At 64.9% G+C, this 23,834-nt stretch carries 10 protein-coding genes; 8 read left to right on the forward strand and 2 right to left on the reverse strand.

Going from position 1 to position 23,834, the window contains the following annotated elements; translation table 11 throughout:
- Positions 1-108: 108 nt before the first annotated feature.
- On the reverse strand, positions 109-570 hold the full coding sequence (locus ACVOLS_RS02400) for an RDD family protein (protein WP_481544322.1): 462 nt from the start codon (positions 568-570) through the stop codon (positions 109-111).
- A 71-nt stretch (positions 571-641) separates the two neighbouring features.
- Here ACVOLS_RS02400 and xerD point away from each other — a divergent pair, with 71 nt between their 5' ends.
- Together xerD and ACVOLS_RS02410 are read left to right on the forward strand one after the other, a co-directional pair.
- Positions 642-1,619: a site-specific tyrosine recombinase XerD gene (gene xerD / locus ACVOLS_RS02405; protein WP_481544323.1), complete on the forward strand. Its 978-nt coding sequence runs from the start codon at positions 642-644 to the stop codon at positions 1,617-1,619.
- 177 nt (positions 1,620-1,796) lie between these two features.
- Positions 1,797-2,576 (forward strand): DsbC family protein, encoded by a 780-nt coding sequence (locus ACVOLS_RS02410; RefSeq protein ID WP_481544324.1) that lies wholly within the window; start codon positions 1,797-1,799, stop codon positions 2,574-2,576.
- Positions 2,577-2,653: 77 nt separating this feature from the next.
- On the opposite strand, the gene ACVOLS_RS02415 is transcribed toward ACVOLS_RS02410, so the two are convergent.
- A complete protein-coding gene (locus ACVOLS_RS02415; protein WP_481544325.1) occupies positions 2,654-4,804 on the reverse strand; it encodes a glycosyl hydrolase family 18 protein in 2,151 nt (716 codons plus the stop codon).
- 303 nt (positions 4,805-5,107) lie between these two features.
- Between ACVOLS_RS02415 and purL the strand changes: the two genes are divergently transcribed.
- The 6 genes from purL to gspG all read left to right on the forward strand — a co-directional run bounded on the left by purL (position 5,108) and on the right by gspG (position 23,768).
- On the forward strand, positions 5,108-8,989 hold the full coding sequence (purL, locus tag ACVOLS_RS02420; RefSeq protein WP_481544326.1) for a phosphoribosylformylglycinamidine synthase: 3,882 nt from the start codon (positions 5,108-5,110) through the stop codon (positions 8,987-8,989).
- 814 nt (positions 8,990-9,803) lie between these two features.
- On the forward strand, positions 9,804-18,173 hold the full coding sequence (locus ACVOLS_RS02425; protein WP_481544327.1) for an ESPR-type extended signal peptide-containing protein: 8,370 nt from the start codon (positions 9,804-9,806) through the stop codon (positions 18,171-18,173).
- A gap of 154 nt (positions 18,174-18,327) precedes the next feature.
- Positions 18,328-20,211 carry a S8 family serine peptidase gene (locus ACVOLS_RS02430; RefSeq protein WP_481544328.1) on the forward strand — a complete coding sequence of 628 codons (1,884 nt, stop codon included), beginning with the start codon at positions 18,328-18,330 and terminating at the stop codon, positions 20,209-20,211.
- 123 nt (positions 20,212-20,334) lie between these two features.
- Positions 20,335-22,062: a type II secretion system ATPase GspE gene (gene gspE, locus ACVOLS_RS02435; protein ID WP_481544329.1), complete on the forward strand. Its 1,728-nt coding sequence runs from the start codon at positions 20,335-20,337 to the stop codon at positions 22,060-22,062.
- Positions 22,063-22,093: 31 nt separating this feature from the next.
- Positions 22,094-23,311 (forward strand): type II secretion system protein XpsF, encoded by a 1,218-nt coding sequence (gene xpsF / locus ACVOLS_RS02440; protein WP_481544330.1) that lies wholly within the window; start codon positions 22,094-22,096, stop codon positions 23,309-23,311.
- 28 nt (positions 23,312-23,339) lie between these two features.
- Entirely contained in the window at positions 23,340-23,768 is a 429-nt protein-coding gene (gspG, locus tag ACVOLS_RS02445) for a type II secretion system major pseudopilin GspG (protein WP_481544331.1), read from the forward strand.
- The last annotated feature ends 66 nt before the right edge of the window (positions 23,769-23,834 follow it).

A 23,834-nucleotide genomic window follows, 5' to 3' on the forward strand; every position in this document is an offset into this window, starting at 1 on the left:
GCCGAGCCATGCTCGGCAGAGGCTTTACCGGTAGAGCCTCTGCCGAGCATGGCTCGGCACTACATTTCGGCAATGTTGGTAATGCCCTTTGCCGAGCATGGCTCGGCACTACAGTTTCTGCAGGCGGGTGCCGCTCAGGCGGTCATGCAGGGTCAGGCGCTCGCGGTCGAACAGCGCCCAGATGAAGCCCAGTCCGCCCAGCAGCAGTGACAGCGTGGCCAGTGCATAGCGCTTCCACAGCAGGGCCCGGCTGGGTGCTTGCCCGTCAGCGGTCTGCAGGCGCAGCCGCCACGGGCGCATGCCCAGGGTCTGCCCGCCGCGCTTCCAGCTCTCGGTCGCATAGAGGCCGGCTATCAACCAGCAGCTCAGCCATAGCAGCCATTGCAGTGCGCTGAAGGGGTGGATGTTGTCGCGGCTGGCATGGCCGGCCACGGTGTAGCCGACGGTGAACAGTGCCGACACCAGCATCCACAGCGCCAGTACCGGCCACAGGTCGTAGAACAGAGCGGCCAGGCGGCGCAGCAGCAACGCGGAGGGGTGGGGCGTTTCGGCAAGGGCGGGTGTGCTCATGGGCTGAGCATACGGTCTGTGCCGGTATGCGTGCATGGGCAGTCGTGGAAGCAGGGCTTATCCTTGCGCCGATGTCTGCGTCCCTGACCCCCGCCGAACGCCGCCAACTGGTACAGCAACTGCCGCCGTTGCGTGATGCCGATGACCGTGTGATCCAGCGTTTCCTGGATGCGATCTGGGCTGAGAACGGCTTGGCGCGGGCTTCGCTGGAGAGTTATCGGCGCGACCTGGAAGGTTTGTCGCGTTGGCGTGACGGCACCAGCGACGGCTTGGCTGGGATTGATCGTGCGGGTCTGTTTGATTATCTGGCCTGGCGCACGCGTCACGGTTGGACCGCGCGCAGCAATGCCCGCTTGCTGTCTGTGCTGCGCGCTTTCTTCGCGCAGGCACTCAAGCGTGGCGAACGGAGTGATGACCCTGCGGCACTGCTGGAGTCGCCCAAGCTGCCACGTTCGCTGCCCAGGGCCTTGGCCGAAAGCCAGGTCGAGGCACTGTTGGCAGCGCCAGACACGGAAAGCCCGGTCGGCCTGCGCGACCGTGCGATGCTGGAGCTGATGTACGCCGCCGGCCTGCGCGTCAGCGAGCTGGTCAATCTGCCGGCCAATGCGATCAACCTGCGCCAGGGCGTACTGCGGGTGACCGGTAAGGGCAGCAAGGAGCGGCTGGTGCCCTTGGGCGAGGAATCGCAGTACTGGCTGGAGCGCTATCTGGCCACGGCGCGGCCGGCGCTGACCGGAGGCAAGCCGGTTGCAGCGACGCTGGCGGGGCAGGTGCCGCTGTTCGTCGATGTCGACCGTACCCCGTTGAGTCGCCAGCAGTTCTGGGCCTTGGTGAAAGCCAGCGCGGCAGTGGCCGGCATTGATCCTGGCAAGATCAGCCCGCACGGCTTGCGGCACAGCTTTGCCACCCATCTGCTCAACCACGGCGCCGACCTGCGCGCGCTGCAGATGCTGCTTGGCCACAGCTCGCTGTCCACCACCCAGATCTACACCCTGGTCGCACGCGAACACCTGCAGAAGCTGCACCGCAAGCACCACCCGCGAGGGTGAATCGCCTCGGCGCGAGGGGGGCTGTTTTGTGGGCGCGGCGTGAGCCGCGAAGCAGAAGGACCATGAGATTGCAGTTGCTGGCTGTGTTCAGGCATTCCAGGCGCCGCGGCTGACGCCGCTCCCACACTGATTCGGGCGGTGTGCGAGAATCCGGCTGTTCTCTTTCGATGGGTCGCCATGTTCCGATTTGCCATTGCCGCGCTGTTTGGCGCGCTCAGCCTTACCGCCTGCGCGCAACAGCCCGCAGCACCCAAAGCCGCTGCCAGTGCTGCCGCTTCGCCGGCCGATGCCGCAGTTGAAAAGCAGGTACGCGACGCCCTCAAGGAGCTGGATCCAAACCTCAAGCCGGAATACATAGGCGCGGCACCGTTTGCAGGTTTCCGTGAAGTGTTGGTGTCCGGGCAGGTGCTGTACGTGACCGATGACGGTCGCTATCTGCTGCAGGGCACGCCTTATGACATCGAGAAGAAGGCCCAGGCCACCAGCCCCGGCTTGCTGGCTTACCGCCGCAACCTGCTGCAGACGCTGCCGCATGCGGACCGCATCGTGTTTGCGCCGCCAAATGCCAAGCACACCATCAGCGTGTTCACGGATATCGAGTGCGGCTACTGCCGCAAGCTGCACCAGGACATCGCCGAGCTGAACCGCAACGGCATTGCCGTGGAATACCTGGCCTTCCCGCGTATGGGCCTGGCCAGCAAGGACGCCACCGACATGATTTCGGTCTGGTGCGCCAGCGACCGCAAGGCTGCGCTGACCGCTGCCAAATCTGGCCAGCCGGTGCAGTCCAGGAACTGCACCAATCCGGTTGCCATGCAGTACAACCTCGGCCAGCAGCTGGGCATCAACGGTACCCCGGCAATCTTTGCTGCCGATGGCAGCCAGCTCGGCGGCTACCTGCCGCCAGCACAGCTGAAGGCCGCGCTGGACCGTATCGAAGCTGGCGGCAGCCGCTGATGGCGATACGCAGCAAGGCTTGAGCAGACAACGCCCCTCCCGTCAACGCGAGGGGCGTTGTGGTTTTTGGCAGCTGCCTACTTCAGGCCGTTGCTGACGCTGTTGACCAGCGTGCCCTGCGCATCGTCACCGCTGAACTCCCAGAAGAACGCGCCGCCCAGCCCCTGGGCTTTGACGTAGGCCATCTTGCGGCCAAGCATCTCCGGGGTGTCCACGCTCCAGAAGGTGTTGCCGTCATACAGCCACGTCGCCTGCGCAAGCGGGTCGGTATACACCGGCCAGCCGAGGTTCTTCAGCACCTTCCAGTCCTCGATGCCGGCCTCGTACTTGCCTGCTGCTGGCCGGCCGCTCTGGTACAGGCCGTTGTTGCCGCGTGCCACGTTGGTCCAACCGCGGCCGTAGAAACCGACGCCGAGGTTCAATTTGGCGGCAGGCACACCACGTTGCAGATACGCCTCGATGGCGTCATTACTGTTGTACAGCGCGGCGTCACCGGTTGAAGGATCTGCCGGGGAGTGGAACAGGGCGGTGTGGTGATTGGTGGTGCCGGCCCAGGCGCCATGGAAGTCGTAAGTCATCACATTGATGAAATCCAGGTGGCGGTGGTAGGCGGCCGGGTCGGTCGGGCGGATCTTGTCGATGCCGGCACCGACCGCCACGGTCAGCAGCAGGCCGGGGCGCACTGCGTCCAGCTGACGGCGGAACTCGGCCAGCAGGGCGGTGAAGTTGTCGCGGTCGGCCGGCGTGCCGCAGCTCAGTCCGCAGGCGGCCGGGTATTCCCAATCAATGTCGATGCCATCGAACACGCCTGCAGCAACACCCTGGCCGCCGGCATTGTCGGTGAACGGCAGGTTGCCCTTGATGTAGGCATCAATGCAGGAGGCGACGAAGGCCTGGCGGTTCTCCGGGCGTGCCGCACTGGAGAAGCCGCGTGACCAGGTCCAGCCGCCCAGTGAAATCAGCGTCTTCAGCTGCGGATGCTTGGCCTTGAGCTGCTTGAGCTGGTTCCAGTTGCCGCGCAGCGGCTGGTTCCAGCGGTCGCCGACGCCGCTGACGCTCTCGCCAGCGCCGAAACTGCGGGTGTAATCGGCATAGGCATCGCCGCCGGCGCCGGTGGCCGAATTGGCGGCCTGGGTGACGCCGACCTCGCAGCGGTTGTTGCGGACATTGCCGAAGGCATAGTTGATGTGGGTCAGGCGCGCCGCCGAGCCACTGCTGTCGATGTTCTTTACCCGGTAATTGCGGCCATAGATGCCCCATTGGGTGAAGTACCCAATCACCCGCTTGCCGTTGTCATTCGGGCCGCCGGGACCGCCCGGAGTGCCGGGATTGGGTGGATCGCCGCCGCCGTTGTCCTCGGGTAGCGTGCTGGTGCTGACCGCGGCGCTGAGTGCCGAGGTATTACCGGCTTTGTCACGGGCAAGCACCGCGTAGCGATAGTTGGTGGCCGGCTGCAACGCGGTGTCGCTGTAACCGGTATTGGAGAGCGAGGCGATCTGCTGCCCGTCGCGGTACAGCGCATAGCCGGCGATGCCGCTGCCACCGGGATTGTCGTTGGAGGCATTCCAATGCAGTGCGATGCTGGTCGGGGTGCGTGCCTGCACGCTGAGCCCGCTCGGGATCGACGGCGCGGTGGTGTCCTTGTCTGCCGCGCTGACGGTCACGCTGACCGTGGCCGAGCTGGTGCTGGCGTTGCGGTCATCGGTGGCGATGGCGGTTAGCAGATGGTCGCCTGCTGCGGCGTTATGCCAGGTCAGGCGGTAGGGCATGCCGCCGACGCTGCCCAGCGGCACGCCGTTGCGGAAAAATTCGACCTTGCGGACGCTGCCATCGCGGTCGGTGGCGTCGGCGCTCAATGTGATGCTGTTGCCGGCGTTGAACGTGCTACCCGCGGTGGGCGAGGTGATACGGACCTGCGGTGGCTGGTTGGCTACCGGCGCAGCGCCGTCGCAGCGTCCCAGGTTGTCGTAGTAACGGCGGCCAGCGGGGTGGTCCGGCGGGGCGTTCCAGATGGTCTGCCGGACCCGATAGAGCACGCCATCTTTCTGCAGGGTCTGGCCGGGCTGGTAGATCGTGGTTCCCAGCCAGGGGTTGACGCCCGCGCAGTCGGCGGCCTGGGCGGCAGGTATGGCGCAGGCGGGCGCCACTACCAGCGCCAAGGCCCAGCGCAGCCGTCCTCGGCGGTGGGTGAACGGGGGCCGGCAACGGCCTGCGAAATGATCCTTCATGGGGTTCTCCTTGTGGGTGGGGGGCGTGTCTGGGCATGCCTTCGGCATGACGGGCGCGCTTGCGCCCGCTCCTGGACCGCCTGGGGAGTGTTTTTGGGCCCTGGAATGGGGCGCCGCACCGGCATCGGTTGCCGGCTGATCGAGGATAACGTCGCCCAAAACGCTGGCGCGGTTTACCCGTCTCTTGGGGCTGTCGGTGTGAACCGCGTCATCCCTGAGGACTTCCGGTAGCCGGGATGCTGAGGCTTGGGGCGGCCGAGTCCGGTACAATCGCGGGCCGATTCCCACCATGGTCTCCCGGACATGATCGTCCTCGAGGGCGCAGCTGCCCTTTCGCCGTTCCGCCGCGAACGTCTTGAATCCCGCCTGCAGTCCATTGCCGCCGATCTGCGCATCACCGGTGCCTGGCACGTCTATTTCACCCAAGCTGCCGATGCCGGCGCGGTCGACCAGACCACGCTGGGCCGCATCCTGCAGGGCCAGCCACAGGCCGCCGAGCGCGCCGACGGCGCGATCTCGCGCTATGTGGTGCCGCGCCTGGGCACGCTGTCACCGTGGTCGAGCAAGGCCACCGAGCTGGTGCGCGGTGCCGGCCTGCCGATCCAGCGCGTGGAGCGCGGTACCCGCATCGACCTGAGCGGCTGGCCGTCCGATCCTGCACAACAGGCCGCACTGGCCAAGCTGCTGCACGATCCGATGACCCAGTCGCTGCTGGAAGGCATCGATCAGGCCCAGGCGCTGTTCAACAACGTTGGCCGCGGCACTCTTGAGCGTATTGCTTTGGGTGACCTGGAGGGCGCCAACAAGCGCCTCGGCCTGGCCCTGGCCGATGACGAGATCGACTACCTGCGCCAGCGTTACAGCGAACTCGGCCGTGATCCGTCCGACGTCGAACTGATGATGTTCGCGCAGGCCAATTCCGAGCATTGCCGACACAAGATCTTCAACGCCAGCTGGACCATCGATGGCAACGAGCAGGAGCGCTCGCTGTTCAAGATGATCAAGAACACCCACCAGCAGACCCCGCAGCACACGCTCAGCGCGTACAGCGACAATGCCGCGGTGATCGAAGGCGAACCGGCCGCGCGTTATCGCCCGGACCCGGCCACCGGCAAGTACCGCAGCGAAGCGGTGGTGCCCAGCGCCTTCCAGATCAAGGTGGAAACGCATAACCACCCGACCGCGATTGCGCCGTTCCCGGGTGCCGCGACCGGCGCCGGTGGCGAGATCCGCGACGAAGGTGCGACCGGCCGTGGCGGCAAGCCCAAGGCTGGCCTGACCGGCTTCTCGGTCTCGCACCTGCGCATCCCGACCTTGCCGCAGCCGTGGGAAGCGCCGCGCGCACTGAACCCGCGCATGGCACCGGCCTTGGACATCATGCTCGACGGCCCGCTGGGTGGCGCCGCGTTCAACAACGAATTCGGCCGCCCGAACCTGCTCGGTTATTTCCGCAGCTTCGAGCTGCCGGAAAACGGCATTACCCGTGCCTACGACAAGCCGATCATGTTGGCTGGCGGCCTGGGCGCGATTGACCGCGTGCAGGTCGACAAGCTGCAGCTGCAAGCGGGCGACGCGGTGATCGTGCTCGGCGGCCCGGCCATGTTGATTGGTCTGGGCGGCGGTGCGGCTTCGTCGGTGGCCTCGGGCGAAAGCGCCGAAGACCTCGATTTTGCCAGCGTGCAGCGCGACAACCCGGAAATGGAACGCCGCTGCCAGGAAGTGATCGACCGTTGCGTGGCCATGGGCACGAACAACCCGATCAAATTCTTCCATGACGTCGGCGCCGGTGGCCTGTCCAACGCCATTCCGGAACTGCTGCACGACTCCAACGTCGGTGGCGTGATCGACCTGGGCAAGGTGCCGACCGACGATCCCTCGCTGTCGCCGCTGGAGCTGTGGTGCAACGAGTCGCAGGAACGTTATGTGCTCGGCGTGGCGCAGGAGCGTCTGGCCGAGTTCGCCGCCATCTGCGCGCGCGAACGCTGCCCGTTCGCGGCCGTTGGTGTTGCAACCAGCGAAGAACACCTGGTCGTGGCCTATGGCGCGACCCCGGGCAATACCCCGGCCGATGCCCCCATCGATCTGCCGATGGACGTGCTGTTCGGCAAGGCGCCGAAGATGCACCGCGATACCGTGCATCCGCCGGCTCCGCGCTGGCCGTCGCTGAAGACTGCCGGCATCGATCTGCATGACGCTGGCCTGCGTGTGCTCGCACACCCGACCGTCGCTTCGAAGAGCTTCCTGGTCACCATCGGTGACCGCAGCGTGGGCGGTCTGACCGCGCGTGAGCAGATGATTGGCCCGTGGCAGCTGCCGATGGCCGATGTGGCGATCACCCTGGCTGGTTTCGACACCTATGCCGGCGAAGCCATGTCGCTGGGTGAGCGCACGCCGCTGGCACTGTTGAACGCCGCTGCATCGGCGCGCATGGCGGTGGGTGAAGCCATCACCAACCTTTGCGCCGCACCGGTAACCGCGCTGGATACGGTCAAGCTGTCGGCCAACTGGATGGCCGCCTGCGGCCACAACGGCGAAGACGCGCTGCTGTACGACGCAGTCAAGGCCGTCGGCATGGAGCTGTGTCCGCAGCTGGATATCAGCATCCCGGTGGGCAAGGACTCGCTGTCGATGCAGGCGCAGTGGCAGGCCGATGGCCAAGCCGAGAAGTCGGTGTCGCCGGTATCGCTGGTGATCACCGCATTCGCGCCGGTCAGCGATGCCCGCCAGCAGCTGACCCCGCTGCTGGACCGCGAAACCGAAAGCGAGCTGTGGTTGATTGGCCTGGGCGCTGGCAAGCAGCGTCTGGGCGGTTCGATCCTGGCGCAGACCCAGGCCGATCACAGCGCGTTGCCGGCGTTCGCCGGTGAAGCGCCGGATCTGGACGACCCGCAGCGCCTGCGCGCGTTCTTTGAATTGATCCGTGATGCACGTGAGTCGGGCCTGTTGCTGGCCTACCACGACCGCAGCGACGGCGGTGCGTTCGCCGCACTGTGCGAAATGGCATTCGCCTCGCGCATGGGCCTGGACATCGTGCTCGATGCCTGGGGCGATGATCCGTTCCGGAGCCTGTTCAACGAAGAACTGGGCGCCGTGGTGCAGATCGCCAAGGAAGACCGCGCTGCGTTTGCCGACCTGGTCGAACGCCATGCACTGACCGAATGCGCGCAGCGCATTGCCCGCCCGACCACCGCACCGGTGGTGCGGGTGCAACTGGCCGGCGACAGCGTGGTGGAATGGCGCTGGGAAGAATTGTTCGATGCCTGGTGGTCGGTGACCCACGCCATGCAGAAGCTGCGCGACAACCCGGATGCGGCTGACCAGGAGCGTGCGATTGCGCGCAACTTCAACGCGCCAGGCCTGAAGCCGAAATTGGCATTCGATCCGGCCGACGACGTCGCCGCGCCGTTCGTTGCAACTGGCACGCGACCGAAGGTGGCGATCCTGCGCGAGCAGGGCGTCAACGGCCAGATCGAAATGGCCAACATCTTCGAGCGCGTTGGTTTCGACGCCTACGACGTGCACATGAGCGACCTGATCGAAGGCCGCGTGCAGCTGAGCGACTTCCGCGGCATCGCTGCCTGCGGCGGTTTCAGCTACGGCGACGTGCTGGGTGCAGGCCGCGGCTGGGCAACTTCCATCCTCGAACGTCCGGCACTGCGTGAGGCCTTCGCGGCCTTCTTCGCCCGCCCGGATACCTTCGCGCTGGGCGTGTGCAACGGCTGCCAGATGATGAGCCAGCTCAAGGACATCATTCCGGGTGCCGAACATTGGCCGAAGTTCCTGCGCAATGCCGGCGAGCAGTTCGAAGCACGCACCGCTTTGCTGGAAATTGTGGAGTCGCCGTCGATCCTGCTGCGTGGCATGGCCGGCTCGCGCCTGCCGGTTGCAGTGGCACATGGCGAAGGCCGTGCCGAGTTCGACAGCGCGGTGGATCAGGCAGCCGCCAGCATCGCGCTGCGTTACGTCGACGGTGATGGCCGCGTGGCCACCCAGTACCCGCTGAATCCAAACGGCTCGCCGGACGGCATCACCGGCCTGACCACCAGCGATGGCCGCGTCACCATCCTGATGCCGCACCCGGAACGCACCCCGCGCACGGTCAACCTGAGTTGGGCACCGGGCAGCTGGGGTGAAGATTCGCCGTGGCTGCGTATGTTCCGCAACGCACGAGTGTGGTGCGGCTGAACAGGCGAAGCTGCCTGGAGTGCACCGTCGTCCATTGACGTTTGAACAAGCCCGCAGGCTGACGCCTGCGGGCTTTTGCGTTGTTGGGGCTCGATTCGTATCCAGCGGCTCGGCCGTACCCGAAAGCAGGAGCGCGGAGCGCTTCACAAGCGGATGGATTGGAAGCGCCGCAAGGGCTGGCATTCCACGGTTTGAGGGGGCCATCGCCTATGTGACCGCAGCCCTCCCATCCGCGCTCAGTCTGCGATGAGCACCTCAAGCCTCCGTAGGCAAAGTCCGCCGGCAACCTGACGTCTTGGTGAAATCCAGTTGCCCTATTGCAGGCAGCTGCTGGCGCAACTTGCCTTGTTGCAATGCAACTGTTTGCCACTTTTAAGGAAGATGAATCCATTTGTTTCGCGGGCGCGGTGAAATCAGCTAGAAGCCCGCAGCCCAAGGCCTGAAGGAACATTAACGCCTTCATCTTTTGGGTGGCTGAAATGGATGCCTCTGCGGGCAGTCGCGACTAGGCAACTGTTTCAGAAGTAATTTTTTTGAAGATCTCATCAAATTGAGAGATTTGAGGAGTTCCTCACAGAACGGATTCTTAAGCCAAATATTTGACGAATCATGAATCGTCGATTAAGACTCCATCCATCCCGTAGTCACCCGACAGGTATGGAACAAGGGGGTAGACCGCGACAGGCGTGAGCCTCACGTGCCCAGCTGTACCGGGACCGGGACCACAACACCACAGGGGGATCGTTGGGCACACCAGTCCAGCGATGGGGTTTTCTGCAAGCGAAAAAACCCGTCCACTTGAGGAGCAGCAGCGATGAACCGGATCTACCGCAAGGTATGGAACAAGGCATTGGGGCAGTTGGTGGTGGCGTCGGAGTTGGCATCGTCCAGCTCGGCCGGTGTGGTCATGGATGAGCGGCATAGCGCCGGGTTGCGCCTGCAAGCCTTGTCGGTTGCCGTTGCGTTGGGTCTAGGAGCAGGTGCCTGGGTAACGCCGGTACAGGCACAGTCGGTGGAAGTGGGTGGTAACGCGCAATGTCTGGTAGTGGGCAGTGCCACCTTGGTGGATTGCGCCATCGCCAACAGTGCAGATGCCTCGGGCGCCAACGCGGTTGCCATTGGTGCGGGCACCGTGGCTTCGGCCGCAGGCAGTGTCGCGTTGGGCGCCGGCTCCATCGCCGATCGCGCGAACACGGTGTCGGTAGGCTCGGCTGGAAACGAACGTCAGATCAGCAATGTCGCCGCCGGAACTGCCGGTACCGATGCGGTAAACCTCGATCAACTCAATGCGGCTGCAGACGGCGCGCTGTTGGCTGGCCGCTACTTCAAGGCCAATGGCGCTGCCGATGGCAGCGATGATGCGGTGGCCAGTGGTGAAGGTGCGATGGCTGCGGGCGTCGGCTCGCTGGCAAGCGGCGTGGAAAGCACTGCAGTGGGCAGCTACAACGTGGCCGCCGGCGACTACTCCAGCGCGGTTGGCTACGTGAACACGGCCAACGGCGAGGGCAGTTCGGCAGTTGGCAATTTCAACCAGGTCGATGGCGCCAACAGCAGTGCCTTCGGCTCCGGGAATCTTGTCGATGGTGCCAACGCGATTGCGCTGGGTAGCAACAGCATCGCCAGTGGAGACGGCAGTGTGGTGATCGGTGATGGTGCCTACGCGGCAGCTGATGATTCCACTGCGGTCGGCTCCGGCAGTGTTGCCAGTGAGCTGGGCAGCACTGCGGTTGGCAGCGCGGCGGAAGCCACGGGTGCTTACGCAACCGCGCAGGGTAGCCAAGCGCTCGCCTCCGGGCAGCAGGCAACGGGCAATGGTTTCCGCGCCGATGCCAGTGGTCGCGGCACCACCGCGCTTGGTGCCTATAGCTCAGCCTCCGGAGACCTCGCTTCGGCCGTGGGTTACGGCGCGGATGCCAGCGGCGACTACGGCGTTGCGATGGGTCTGGGTGCTTCCGCCTCGGCGACCAGCACCACGGCGGTAGGTGAATCGGCGATCGCTTCAGGCGAAGAATCCACTGCGGTTGGCGGCACCACTTTCGGTGGCTTCATCAGCACCGAAGCGTCGGGCACCGGCGCGTCGGCATTCGGCAATGGCGCGTGGGCGATCGGCGAGTACGCCACCGCGATTGGCTTCAATAGCTGGGCCGATGCTGACAACTCCACCGCGCTTGGCCAGAGCGCCACGGCGGCAGCGGTCAACAGCGTCGCCATCGGTGCCAATTCCTGGGCCGATCGCGAGAACAGCGTGTCGGTGGGTGATGTGGGCAGCGAACGGCAGATCACCAATGTTGCTGCCGGCACCGAAGACACCGACGCGGTGAACAAATCGCAGTTGGATGAAGTCGCAGCGGTTGCTGACAACACCAGCAAATACTTCAAGGCTAGCGGCAGCGCCGACAGTGATGCCGGTGCCTATGCAGAAGGCGACGCGGCTACGGCGGCGGGTGAAGCCAGCAATGCGATCGGCAATGGCGCATCGGCCTATGGCAGCGGTGCCAATGCTGTCGCCAACGGTGCAACCGCAGTCGGCATGAACGCTTTGGCCACGGGCCAGAACAGTGCCGCGTTTGGCAAGAACGCTGAGGCCACCGGTCCGGCAGCAGTCGCCGTGGGCGGCAATGCAGTGGACGCCGATGGCAATCCCTTGATCACCTTTGGTGGGCAGCCGGTAACGACGGGTGCGACCAGCGCCGGTCTCGGCGGTACCGCCCTTGGTGCCAGCGCCAGCGCGGAAGGCTTCGCCGCCACCGCCGCCGGTCTTGGCGCCTTTGCGCAGGGCGCGCAGTCCTCCGCATTTGGTGCGGTGGCCAATGCAACCGGTGATTACAGTACGTCGGTGGGCAGCCAGAGTGCGGCGTCGGGCACCAGCAGCGTCGCAGTCGGTGGCCCGATCGACCTCATTCCGGGGCTTGGCTTCTTCGTTGATACCCAGGCCAGTGGCGAAGCGTCCACGGCGCTGGGGGCTGGCGCAATTGCCTCCGGAGATTACGCGCTGGCATCAGGCGCATTGAGCGAAGCCGCAGGTGCAGAAAGTACCGCTGTCGGCTACTTCGCCTACGCAGCTGGCGACAACGCCAGCGCGCTGGGCGCGGAGAGCTGGGCCAGCGGCGCCAACAGCACGGCAGTTGGCTTCTACAGCACCAGCCTGGGCGCGGACAGCACCGCGCTGGGCGCAAACGCCACCACCATCGCGACCGCCACCAACAGTGTTGCCTTGGGCGCGAACTCGCTGGCGGATCGTGCCAACAGCGTGTCGGTTGGTGCCGAAGGCGCCGAGCGGCAGATCACCAATGTTGCTGCAGGTACCGAAGGCAGCGATGCGGTCAATGTCGACCAGCTCACTGCCGTCGCTGATGGCGCGGAGTTGACTGCGCGCTACTTCAAGGCCAACGGCGCAGCCGATGGCAGTGACGACGCGGTGGCAAGCGGCGATGGTGCAACCGCCGCCGGTGTGGGTTCGCTGGCCAGCGGTGTGCAGAGCACGGCGGTCGGCAGCTACAACGTCGCTGCTGGTGATTACTCCAGCGCCGTTGGTTACGTGAACACCGCCAATGGCATGAACAGCTCGGCGGTAGGTAACTTCAACCAGGTGGATGGCGAGAACAGCAGTGCGTTCGGCATGGCCAATCTGGTCGATGGTGCCAATGCAATCGCCTTGGGCAGCAATAGTGTCGCCAGCGGTGACGGCAGCGTGGTGATCGGCGATGGCGCCTTGGCTGATGCAGACGATGCAGTTGCGATTGGCTCCGGGAGTGTCGCCAGTGGCGACAGCAGCAGCGCCGTGGGTGCGGGTGCAGAGGCCTCGGGCGCATTTGCTACGGCGCAGGGTGCGCAGGCGGTCGCGTCCGGTCAGCAGGCACTGGCCAGCGGCTTCCGTGCCGAGGCCAGTGGCCGTGGCACCACGGCGGTTGGCAGCTATGCCGTTGCCTCCGGAGACCTCGCCTCGGCGGTGGGGTATGGCGCGCAGGCCACTGGTGATTACGGCGTTGCCATGGGTCTGGCTGCAGAGGCATCCGGCGCCAGCACCACGGCAGTGGGTGAATCGGCGATTGCATCGGGTGAGGAGTCGACCGCCGTTGGCGGTACCACTTACGGCGGCTTGATCAGCACCGAGGCCTCGGGCACCGGCGCTGCGGCATTCGGCAATGGCGCCTGGGCCTTGGGTGAATACGCAACTGCGATTGGTTTCAACAGCTGGGCCGATGCGGACAACTCCACCGCACTGGGCCAGAGCGCGGTGGCCGAAGCGGTCAACAGTGTCGCCATCGGTGCCAACTCCTGGGCCGATCGTGAGAACAGCGTGTCGGTGGGTGATGTAGGCAGCGAGCGCCAGATCACCAATGTCGCCGCGGGTACCGAAGGTACTGATGCGGTCAACAAGAACCAGCTGGATGAAGTGGCTGCCGTGGCTGGAAACACCAGCAAGTACTTCACTGCCACCGGCAGCGCCGACAGTGATGCCGGCGCCTATGCAGAGGGCGACAACGCCACGGCCGCCGGTGAAGCCACCAATGCGATTGGCAATGGCGCATCGGCCTTCGGCAGCGGCGCCAATGCCGTGGCTGATGGCGCGACCGCGGTCGGCATGAATGCCTTGGCCAGCGGCCAGAACGCAGCCGCGTTTGGCCAGAACGCGCAGGCGATGGGTCCGGGTGCGGTGGCGGTGGGTGGCAATGCGGTGGACGCGAATGGTGATCCGCTGATCAACGTGGGCGGTGCGCCGGTGCAGACCGGTGCCACCAGTGCCGGTGTCGGCGGCACCGCGCTGGGTGCCAGTGCCAATGCCGAGGGCTTTGCCGCCACCGCAACCGGTGTTGGTGCTTATGCCAAGGGCGATCAGTCCACCGCCAGCGGTGCGGTGGCCAATGCACTGGGCAACTACAGCACCGCGACCGGTTCGCAGAGCTACGCCGAAGGCGTTGGCACCACGGCAGTTGGTTACAACGCAGCTGCGTATGAAGACGGCAACGTCGCCGTCGGTCGCAATGCTTCGGCCCTGGGTGAAGGCAGTCTGGCGATCGGTGATGGTGCCGAAACCGGCTTTGGTTTGTTCGGCATCGGCGCGACCAATGCCGTGGCCATCGGCAGCGGCAGCTGGGCCTTTGGTGATGATGCAACCGCAGTTGGTGCCAATGCCTGGGCGTTCGGTCAGCAGAGCACCGCCATCGGTACCGGCGCCGAAGCAGGGTCCACCAATTCGGTGGCGCTGGGCGCAGGCTCGATAGCCGGCCGCGACAACACGGTGTCAGTGGGCGATGTGGGTGCCGAGCGGCAGATCACCAATGTGGCTGCGGGTACCGAAGGCACTGACGCGGTCAATCTGGATCAGCTCAATACCGCAGCCGAAGGTGCATTGCTGGCCGGGCGCTACTTCAAGGCAAACGGCGCGGCCGACGGCAGTGACGACGCGGTCGCCAGCGGTGACGGCGCAACCGCCGCTGGCGTTGGCTCCGAGGCCTCCGGTGCGCAAAGTACGGCGGTGGGCAGCTACAACGTTGCCGCCGGTGATTACTCCAGCGCCGTCGGCTACGTGAATACTGCCAACGGCAGCAACAGCTCGGCGTTCGGTAATTTCAACCAGGTGGACGGTGCCAACAGCAGTGCATTCGGCTTCGCCAACCTGGTCGACGGTGACAACGCAATCGCACTGGGCAGCAACAGCGTGGCCAGCGGTGAAAGCGCCATCGTGATCGGCAACGGCGCCTATGCCTTGGCCAGCGGTGCGGCAGCAATCGGCATGAATGCAGTAGCCAGCGGTCAGAACGCAGCGGCCTTCGGTCATAACGCACAGGCCACCGGGCCGGGCGCGGTGGCGGTGGGTGGTAACGCTGTAGACGAAAACGGTGATCCGTTGATCACCTCCAATGGCGAGCCGGTGCAGACCGGTGCCACCAGTGCCGTTGTCGGTGGCACCGCGCTCGGTGCCAGTGCCAATGCCGCAGGCTTTGCCGCCACCGCAACTGGTGTCGGTGCGTGGGCGCAGGGTGATCAGTCCACTGCCAATGGTGCGGTTGCCAATGCGGTTGGCGACTTCAGTACCGCCACCGGTTCGCAGTCGTATGCGGAAGGTGCAGGCACCACCGCCGTCGGCTACAACGCGGCCGCTTATGAGGACGGTAATGTTGCCGTCGGCCGCAATGCGTCAGCATTGGGTGAGGGCAGCCTGGCGATTGGTGATGGTGCCGAGACGGGTTTCGGCTTGTTCGGTATCGGTGCAAGCAATGCCGTCGCGATCGGCAGCGGCAGCTGGGCCTTCGGTGACGATGCAACCGCGGTAGGCGCCAATGCCTGGGCCTTCGGTCAGCAGAGCACGGCGATTGGTACCGGTGCCGAAGCCGGTGCCACCAACTCGGTGGCGCTGGGTGCGGGTTCGATCGCCGCCCGCGACAACACGGTGTCGGTGGGTGATGCAGGTGCCGAACGGCAGATCACCAATGTTGCCGCCGGTACCGAGGGCACCGATGCGGTCAACAAGGATCAGCTCGATGAAGTGGCCGCGGTAGCCGCGGAAGGGCAGACCACGGCCAAGTACTTCAAGGCCACCGGCAGTGCTGATAGTGATGCAGGTGCCTATGCCGAAGGTGACAACGCAACGGCCTCCGGCGAAGCGACCAACGCCATCGGCAATGGTGCATCGGCCTTCGGCAGCGGTGCCAATGCGGTGGCTGATGGTGCCACCGCCGTCGGCATGAATGCCTTGGCCAGCGGCCAGAACGCAGCTGCGTTCGGCCAGAACGCGCAGGCGATGGGGCCGGGTGCGGTGGCGGTGGGCGGCAATGCGGTGGATGCGAATGGTGATCCGCTGATCAACGTGGGCGGTGAGCCGGTGCAGACCGGTGCCACCAGCGCGGGTGTTGGCGGTACCGCGCTCGGCGCCAGTGCCAATGCCGAAGGCTTTGCGGCAACGGCAACCGGCGTTGGTGCCTACGCCAAGGGCGATCAGTCCACCGCCAGCGGTGCGGTGGCCAATGCACTGGGCAACTACAGCACCGCGACCGGCTCGCAGAGCTATGCCGAAGGTGTGGGCACCACCGCGGTCGGCTACAACGCAGCCGCGTATGAAGACGGCAACGTTGCGGTCGGTCGCAATGCCTCAGCTCTTGGCGAGGGTAGTCTGGCGATTGGTGATGGTGCCGAGACCGGCTTTGGCTTCTTCGGCATCGGCGCGACCAATGCGGTAGCCATTGGCAGCGGCAGCTGGGCGTTTGGCGATGATGCAACTGCAGTTGGTGCCAATGCCTGGGCAGTTGGCCAACGCACCACCGCGGTTGGCATGGGCAGTGAGGCCAGTGGTGAGAACGCGGTGGCCTTGGGTGCCGGTTCGGTTGCCAGTCGCGACAACGCGGTGTCGGTTGGCGATGTAGGCGCAGAGCGTCAGATCACCAACGTCGCTGCTGGTACCGAGGCAACCGATGCGGTCAACAAGTCGCAGCTGGATGCCGTGGCAGGCGTTGCCGGGGAAACCAACAAGTACTTCCGGGCGACCGGCGATGGCGTAGCTACCGCCAGTGGTACCAATGCGCTCGCTTCGGGCTCGGCTGCACTTGCCAGTGCCGAGCGCAGTACCGCGCTGGGCGCTTCCAGCACCGCCAGTGCGAATGGGGCAACGGCGGTGGGTGCGGATGCCGCAGCGAAGGCCAGCAACAGCACCGCACTCGGCCGGCAGACCTCGATCACCGCAGTCAACGGTGTCGCCATCGGCTACGGCGCGTTTGCCAGCAACGGTGTCAACAGCGTTGCTATCGGTGCAGGTGCCGGCGTCTCTGGTGCCAACTCGGTGGCATTGGGCGCAGGCTCGCGCGCGGTGGAAGCCAATGTGGTGTCGGTGGGCGGTGGCAACGGGACCAATGGACCGGCAACCCGTCGCATCGTCAATGTCGGTGCTGGGCGTATCGCCGAAGGCAGCAGCGATGCGGTGACCGGCGGCCAGCTGCATGTCACCAACCAACGCGTCGGTGCGGTGGAAACCCGCGTTACCGACATTGATGGTCGCATCGGCAGCATCGAGGGCGTCACCGCCAATGCGGTGACCTACGACGATGCCAGCCGCGACAAGCTGACCCTGGCGGGCGTGCAGGGCACCACGTTGGATAACGTGGCTGCTGGTGCGATTGCTGCGGGCAGCATGCAGGCCATCAACGGCGGACAGTTGTTCCAGTCGCTGGGCAACATGGCCAGCTTCCTCGGTGGCGGTGCCGGCGTCGGCATGCAGGGCATGTTCGTTGCCCCGACCTATGTCATCCAGGGGGCCAGCTACAACAATGTGGGTGCGGCGTTGTCGGCGCTTGATGGCCAGGTGACTTCCCTCAACAACCGCATTGCCAGCAACGGGAACGGGAACGGGCATGGCAATGGAAACGGAAACGGAAACGGAAACGGTCATGGCAATGGCAATGGCAATGGCAATGGCACGCGAGCAGAGACTGCTGCACCGGTTGCGAGCGCTGGCGTAGCGCTGGGCGAGCAAGCCAAAGCCAACAACGTAGCGGGTAGTGCCATTGGCAATAACAGCTATGCGCATGGCCCGAACGACACCGCGATCGGCAGCAATTCCCGCGTCAACGCCGATGGCAGCACCGCGGTGGGTGCCAATACCAGCATCGCTGCGGCGGCCACCAATGCGGTGGCGGTGGGTGAAAGTGCCACCGTCAGCGTTGCCTCGGGCACGGCGATTGGCCAGGGTTCCAGCGTCACTGCAACCGGTGCCGTCGCATTGGGCCAAGGGTCGATTGCTGACCGTGCCAACACGGTTTCGGTCGGTAGTAGCGGGCATGAGCGGCAGGTCACCAACGTTGCCGCAGGCACGCAGGCCACCGATGCGGTCAACAAGGCGCAGCTGGATAGCGGCATCACCGCGGCCAATACCTATACCGACACCAAGTTCAGCAGCATGGCTGACAGCTTCGACATCTTCCGGGGCGATATCGACAAGCGTCTGCGCCACGTCGACCGTCGTCTGGATCGTCAAGGCGCGATGAGTGCGGCCATGTTGAACATGGCTACCAGTGCTGCGGGCGTACGCACGCAGAACCGGGTCGGCGTAGGTGTCGGCTACCAAGGGGGCGAATCGGCGCTGTCCGTTGGCTACCAGCGCGCCATCAGTGATCGCGCCACCGTCACCTTTGGTGGTGCATTCACCAGCGACGACAGCTCGGTCGGCGTCGGTGCCGGCTTCGGCTGGTAAGCGGTTTGGTCTTGCCCCCGCCTGCTGCGGCGGGGGCTTCCAGGTTCATCGCCAGTAGCCGTGCTGCCCCCGCAGTGCGGCTGTTGCGGGCCAGGACGGCAAAGCGATGCAGCGTTGAGTTCCATCCCTGTTCTATCAAGACGAGAGATCCGACATGAAGAAGAAGACCCAGCTTGGTTTGGCGATTGCCGGTGCCGTACTGATGGCTTCGATCGGCGTGCCAGCCGCATCTGCTGCAGAAATTGGACCCGCGAAGGCAATAGGCTTGAGTTCGTCCACGGTGGACAGCAGTGGTGGCTATCGGTTCGTGGTGAAGTACCGCGCCGGCAGCAGCGAATTGCGTGATGCGGCGACGCTCAACCGTGGCCTTGGCGCAGCGGCGTCGCGCGCCGGCCTGGATCGTGCCGTGGCCAGGACGTCGCGCGTTGCCGCTGAGCCTGCGGTCCAGGCCACGTTGTTGCGGCGCATGGGCGCGCCGGGCTGGAGCGTGGTCAAGACCTCGCGTGCACTCAACGCGCAGGAAGCGGCGAACTTCGTCCGTGAGCTCAAGGCCAATCCGGCCGTGGAACGTGCTGATATCGATCGCATGTACCAGCGCATGGTGGATGTCGCCCCAGCAATGGTTCCGACCGACCCCAACTATGCCCAGTACCAGTGGAATTTCTTCAATCCCAGCACCGGTGTGCGAGCACCGCAGGCCTGGGATCTGTCGCAGGGCGAAGGCGTGGTGGTGGCGGTGATCGATACCGGCATCACCCAGGGCAATCCGGACCTGCAGAACAACGTCATTCCCGGCTACGACATGATCAGCGACAAGCGCGTATCGCGCCGCGACAGCGACGGGCGTGTCGCCGGCGGTTGGGATATCGGTGACTGGGTGGAGGCCAACTACTGCACCGGCTGGGCAACCGGCGGCTCGCATGCGGCCGACGTCAGTTCCTGGCACGGCAGTCACGTCTCCGGTACCGTCGCCCAGGAGACCAACAACGGCCGTGGTCTGGCCGGCCTCGCCTACAAAGCCAAAGTGATGCCGATACGCGTGCTGGGTTCCTGCGGCGGCTTCGGCAGTGATATCGCCGACGGCATTGTCTGGGCCGCAGGCGGCGAGGTGCCGGGGCTGCCGCTCAACACCAATCCTGCCGAAGTCATCAACATGAGCCTGGGCAGCGTATCGCCCGCGACCTGCCCAACCGAGTACCAGGAAGCCATCGATCTGGCCAACAGCAAGGGCGCCATCGTTGTGGTCGCGGCAGGTAACGATAATGCCAACGCCGCCAGCTACACCATGTCTTCCTGCAACAACGTGATCAGTGTCGGTGCTACCGGCATCACCGGTGCGCGCGCCTACTACTCCAACTACGGCGCACGCGTGGATCTGTCGGCACCGGGCGGCGGCGGTTCGGTCGACGGCAACCCGAACGGCTACATCTGGCAGGTGATGAACGGCGGTGAGAAGGGGCCGGAACCGAGCAACTGGATCCTTGGCGGCATGGGCGGTACCTCGATGGCATCGCCGCATGTGGCCGCGGCGGTGGCAATGGTGCAGAGCGTGGTGGACACGCCGCTGACCCTGAACCAGATGCGTGACCTGTTGAAGACGACTGCCACGCCGTTCCCAGTGACGATCCCGGCCAGCACTCCGATCGGTGCCGGCATCCTCAACATCAACGCCGCACTGGTAAAGGCCACCACGCCGCCGTGTGATCCCAACGTGGAGCAATGCGGTCCGGACGCGACACCCTTGGTCAACAAGGTCGCCGTGACCGGCGTTGCCGGCAGCAGTGGCAGCGAAACGGTCTACAGCTTCCAGGCCGAGGCCGGCAAGGTGCTGACCTTCATGACCTACGGCGGCAGCGGCGATGTTTCGGTGTATGTCCGCTACGAAGCGGTGGCGAGCAGCAGCGAATTCGACGCCAAATCGACCCGCAGCGGTAACAGCGAAACGGTGCGCTTCAACCAGCCGCAAGCCGGCACCTACTACGTCACCCTGGTCGGGGCGGGCGCCTACAGCGGCGTCAGTCTGGTTGCCCGTCAGTAATTCTGACTTTTGCGCCACCTTTGAGCCCCGGCGTTGCCGGGGTTCTTTTTGTCCGCAATGCGGGTTCATGTGCACGACCTGCCGGTGTGAACTGCTAAAGTTCGGCCAACACAGGAGGATTGCGTGAACGCGGTAGCCCACGACGCCCAACTTGCGCCATCGCCTGCCGACCGCATCGTCACCGAACTGCTGGCGCAGGGCCGGCTGAAAGAGACTGACCTGCAGCGTGCCCGCCAGCTGCAGCGTGAATCCGGCGGCGACCTGCTGGTATTGCTGGCACGGCTGGGACTGGCGTCCGAGCGCGACCATGCTGAAGTCTGCGCCAAGGTATTGGGGCTGCGGCTGCTGGCCGCCCGCGACCTGCCTGAGCATCCGCCGGAACTGGTGGAAGGCGCCGAGCCGGTCCCGTTGCGCTTCCTCAAGCAGTTCCTGGTATTGCCGCTGGGCGAGCAACGTGGCCGCATCCTGCTGTGGATGGCCGATCCACAGGATGGCTACGCGATCGAAGCGATCCGCTTGGCCACCGGTTGCGAGGTGGCGCCGGTGGTTGGCGTGCGCAGCGAAGTGGATGAGCTGATCGAGCGCTGGTATGGGCAGGGCCGTACCGCGATGGGCACCATCCTGGAGACCACCGATGGCGAGCTTGCGCCACTTGACGATATCGAACACCTGCGCGATCTCGCCTCCGAAGCGCCGGTCATCCGTCTGGTCAATCTGCTGATCCAGCGGGCAGTGGAGCTGCGCGCGTCGGACATCCACGTCGAGCCGTTCGAGAACCGGCTGAAGGTGCGCTATCGCGTCGATGGTGTGTTGGTCGATGGCGAAAGCCCGCCAGTCAACCTGACCGCGGCGGTGATCAGCCGTATCAAGATCATGGCCAAGCTCAACATCGCCGAGCGCCGCCTGCCGCAGGATGGTCGCATCATGCTGCGGGTACAGGGCAAGGAACTGGACCTGCGCGTGAGCACCATGCCAACTGCGCACGGCGAAAGCGTGGTGATGCGCCTGCTCGACCGCGAAGCGGTGGTGTTTGATTTCCAGCGGCTGGGTTTCAGTGAGGATTTCCTCCCACAGTTCCGCAAGGTATTGGAGCAGCCGCACGGCATCCTGCTGGTCACCGGCCCCACCGGCTCGGGCAAGACCACCACGCTGTACACCGCGTTGAACCAGCTCAATACCGACAAGGTCAAGATCATCACCGTCGAAGACCCGGTGGAATACCAGCTGGAAGGCATCAACCAGATCCAGGCCAAGCCGCAGATCGGGCTGGATTTCGCCAACGCCCTGCGCAGCATCGTGCGCCAGGACCCGGACATCATCATGATCGGTGAAATGCGCGATCTGGAGACCGCGCGCATCGCGATCCAGTCCGCGCTCACCGGCCACCTGGTGCTGTCCACCCTGCATACCAACAACGCTGCCGGCGGCATTACCCGTCTGCTGGACATGGGCGTGGAAGACTATCTGCTCACCTCCACCATCAACGGCATCCTCGCCCAGCGCCTGGTGCGCAGGTTGGAGCCGATCCATGCGCTGCGCTACCGCGCGTCGGACGAAGAAATCGAACACTTCGGCCTGCGTCGCTTCCAGCCGCAGGGCGACATCCATCTGTACCGCGCGCAGCCCTCGGCGCAGGCGCCAACCGGCTATCTCGGCCGCACCACCATCGTCGAGTTTCTGGTGATGGACGATGCGCTGCGCAATGCGGTGATGCGCAAGGCCGGCATGGGTGAGATCGAACAGATCGCACGCAAGGCAGGCATGCGCACCATGTACGAGGACGGTATTGGCAAGGCACTGCGTGGCGAAACCACGCTGGAAGAAGTGCTGCGGGTGACGGAGGACGCATGAGCCATCGCGTACACCAGGAGCGGCACTGCTGATGCCGCGTTACCGTTACAAGGCACTGGATGCGCGTGGCGATCTGCTCGAGGGGCAGATGGATGCGGCCAACGAAGGCGAGGTGATCGCGCGCCTGCAGGAGCAGGGTCATCTGCCGATGGAAGCCAAGCCGGCGACTGGCTCTGCGTTCGAGGGTGGTAGTTGGAAGCAGTGGCGGCAGCGCCCGTTTGCCGGCGCCACCCTGGTCCAGTTCACACAGCAGCTGGCAACGCTGTTGAGCGCCGGGCAGCCCTTGGACCGGGCCTTGTCGATCCTGATGGAGACGCCGGAAGACCAGCGCTCGCAACGGGTGATTGCCGACATACGCGACAGCGTGCGCAGCGGTGCGCCACTGTCGCAGGCGCTGGAGCGCCAACATGGCCTGTTCTCGCGGCTGTACGTGAACATGGTGCGTGCTGGCGAAGCTGGCGGCAGCCTGCACGAAACCCTGCAGCGCCTGGCCGATTATCTGGAGCGCAGCCAGGAATTGAAGGGGCGTGTCATCAACGCACTGATCTATCCGGCCATCCTGCTGGTAGTGGTCGGCTTGGCCTTGTTGTTCCTGCTTGGCTATGTGGTGCCGCAGTTCTCGCTGATGTACCAGAGCCTGGATGTGACCCTGCCATGGTTTACCCGCGTGGTGCTGGAAGTCGGCCTGCTGGTGCGCAAAGGCTGGTTGGTGTTCATCGTGGTGCCGGCGCTGTTGCTGTTGTGGGTGGAACGCAAGCGACGCGACCCGGTATTACGTCTGCGCTTTGATACATGGTTGTTGAAGCGGCAGATCATTGGCGGATTGGTTGCCAAGCTGGAGAGCGCACGGCTTGCGCGCACGCTCGGCACCTTGCTGCGCAATGGCGTGCCGTTGCTGGCAGGCCTGGGTATTGCCCGCAATGTGCTCGGCAACCGCGCACTGGTCGCTGACGTGAGTGAAGCCGCCGAGGCAGTGAAGAACGGTGCTGGGCTGGCTTCGTCGCTGGGGCGCAATGGCCGCTTCCCACGCCTGGCCCTGCAGATGATCCAGGTTGGCGAAGAGTCCGGCACGCTGGAAAGCATGCTGCTCAAAACCGCCGATACCTTTGAGCAGGAAACTGCCCGCGCCATCGACCGCATGCTGGCGGCGCTGGTGCCGGTGATCACCTTGTTGTTGGCGTCGGTGGTGGGCGTGGTCATCATCGCGGTGCTGGTGCCGCTGTATGACCTGACCAATGCCATCGGTTAACCCCTGGTTTTCGTAGAAGGAAGAAGAAATGAGGCGAGCCCTGAAACAACCCATGTCACGCACACGCCAGGCCGGCATGAGCCTGTTGGAAATCATCATCGTCATCGTGCTGATTGGTGCAGTGCTGACCTTGGTTGGCAGTCGCGTGCTGGGCGGCGCCGATCGTGGCAAGGCCAACCTGGGCAAGACCCAGATCCAGACGCTGGCGAGCAAGGTGGAGAACTACAAACTCGACACCGGCCGTTTGCCGGGCAAACTGGAGGATCTGTCGACCCAGCCTGCCGGTGTGGCTGGCTGGCTGGGCCCGTATTCCAAACCGGCCGAGTTCAATGATCCGTGGGGCAATCCGGTGCAGTACCGGGTGCCGGGCGAGGGGCGGCCGTTTGATCTGATCAGTCTGGGCGCCGACGGTCAGCCGGGCGGCGAAAGCTATAACGCCGATATCCGCTACGAATAAGCTGTGATGGTCGCGCCGCGTATTCCGCTTCCGTTTGCCGCCGTGCGTGCCGTACCAGCGCGGCGC

The sequence above is a fragment of the Stenotrophomonas sp. STEN038 genome (genome assembly GCF_056759895.1).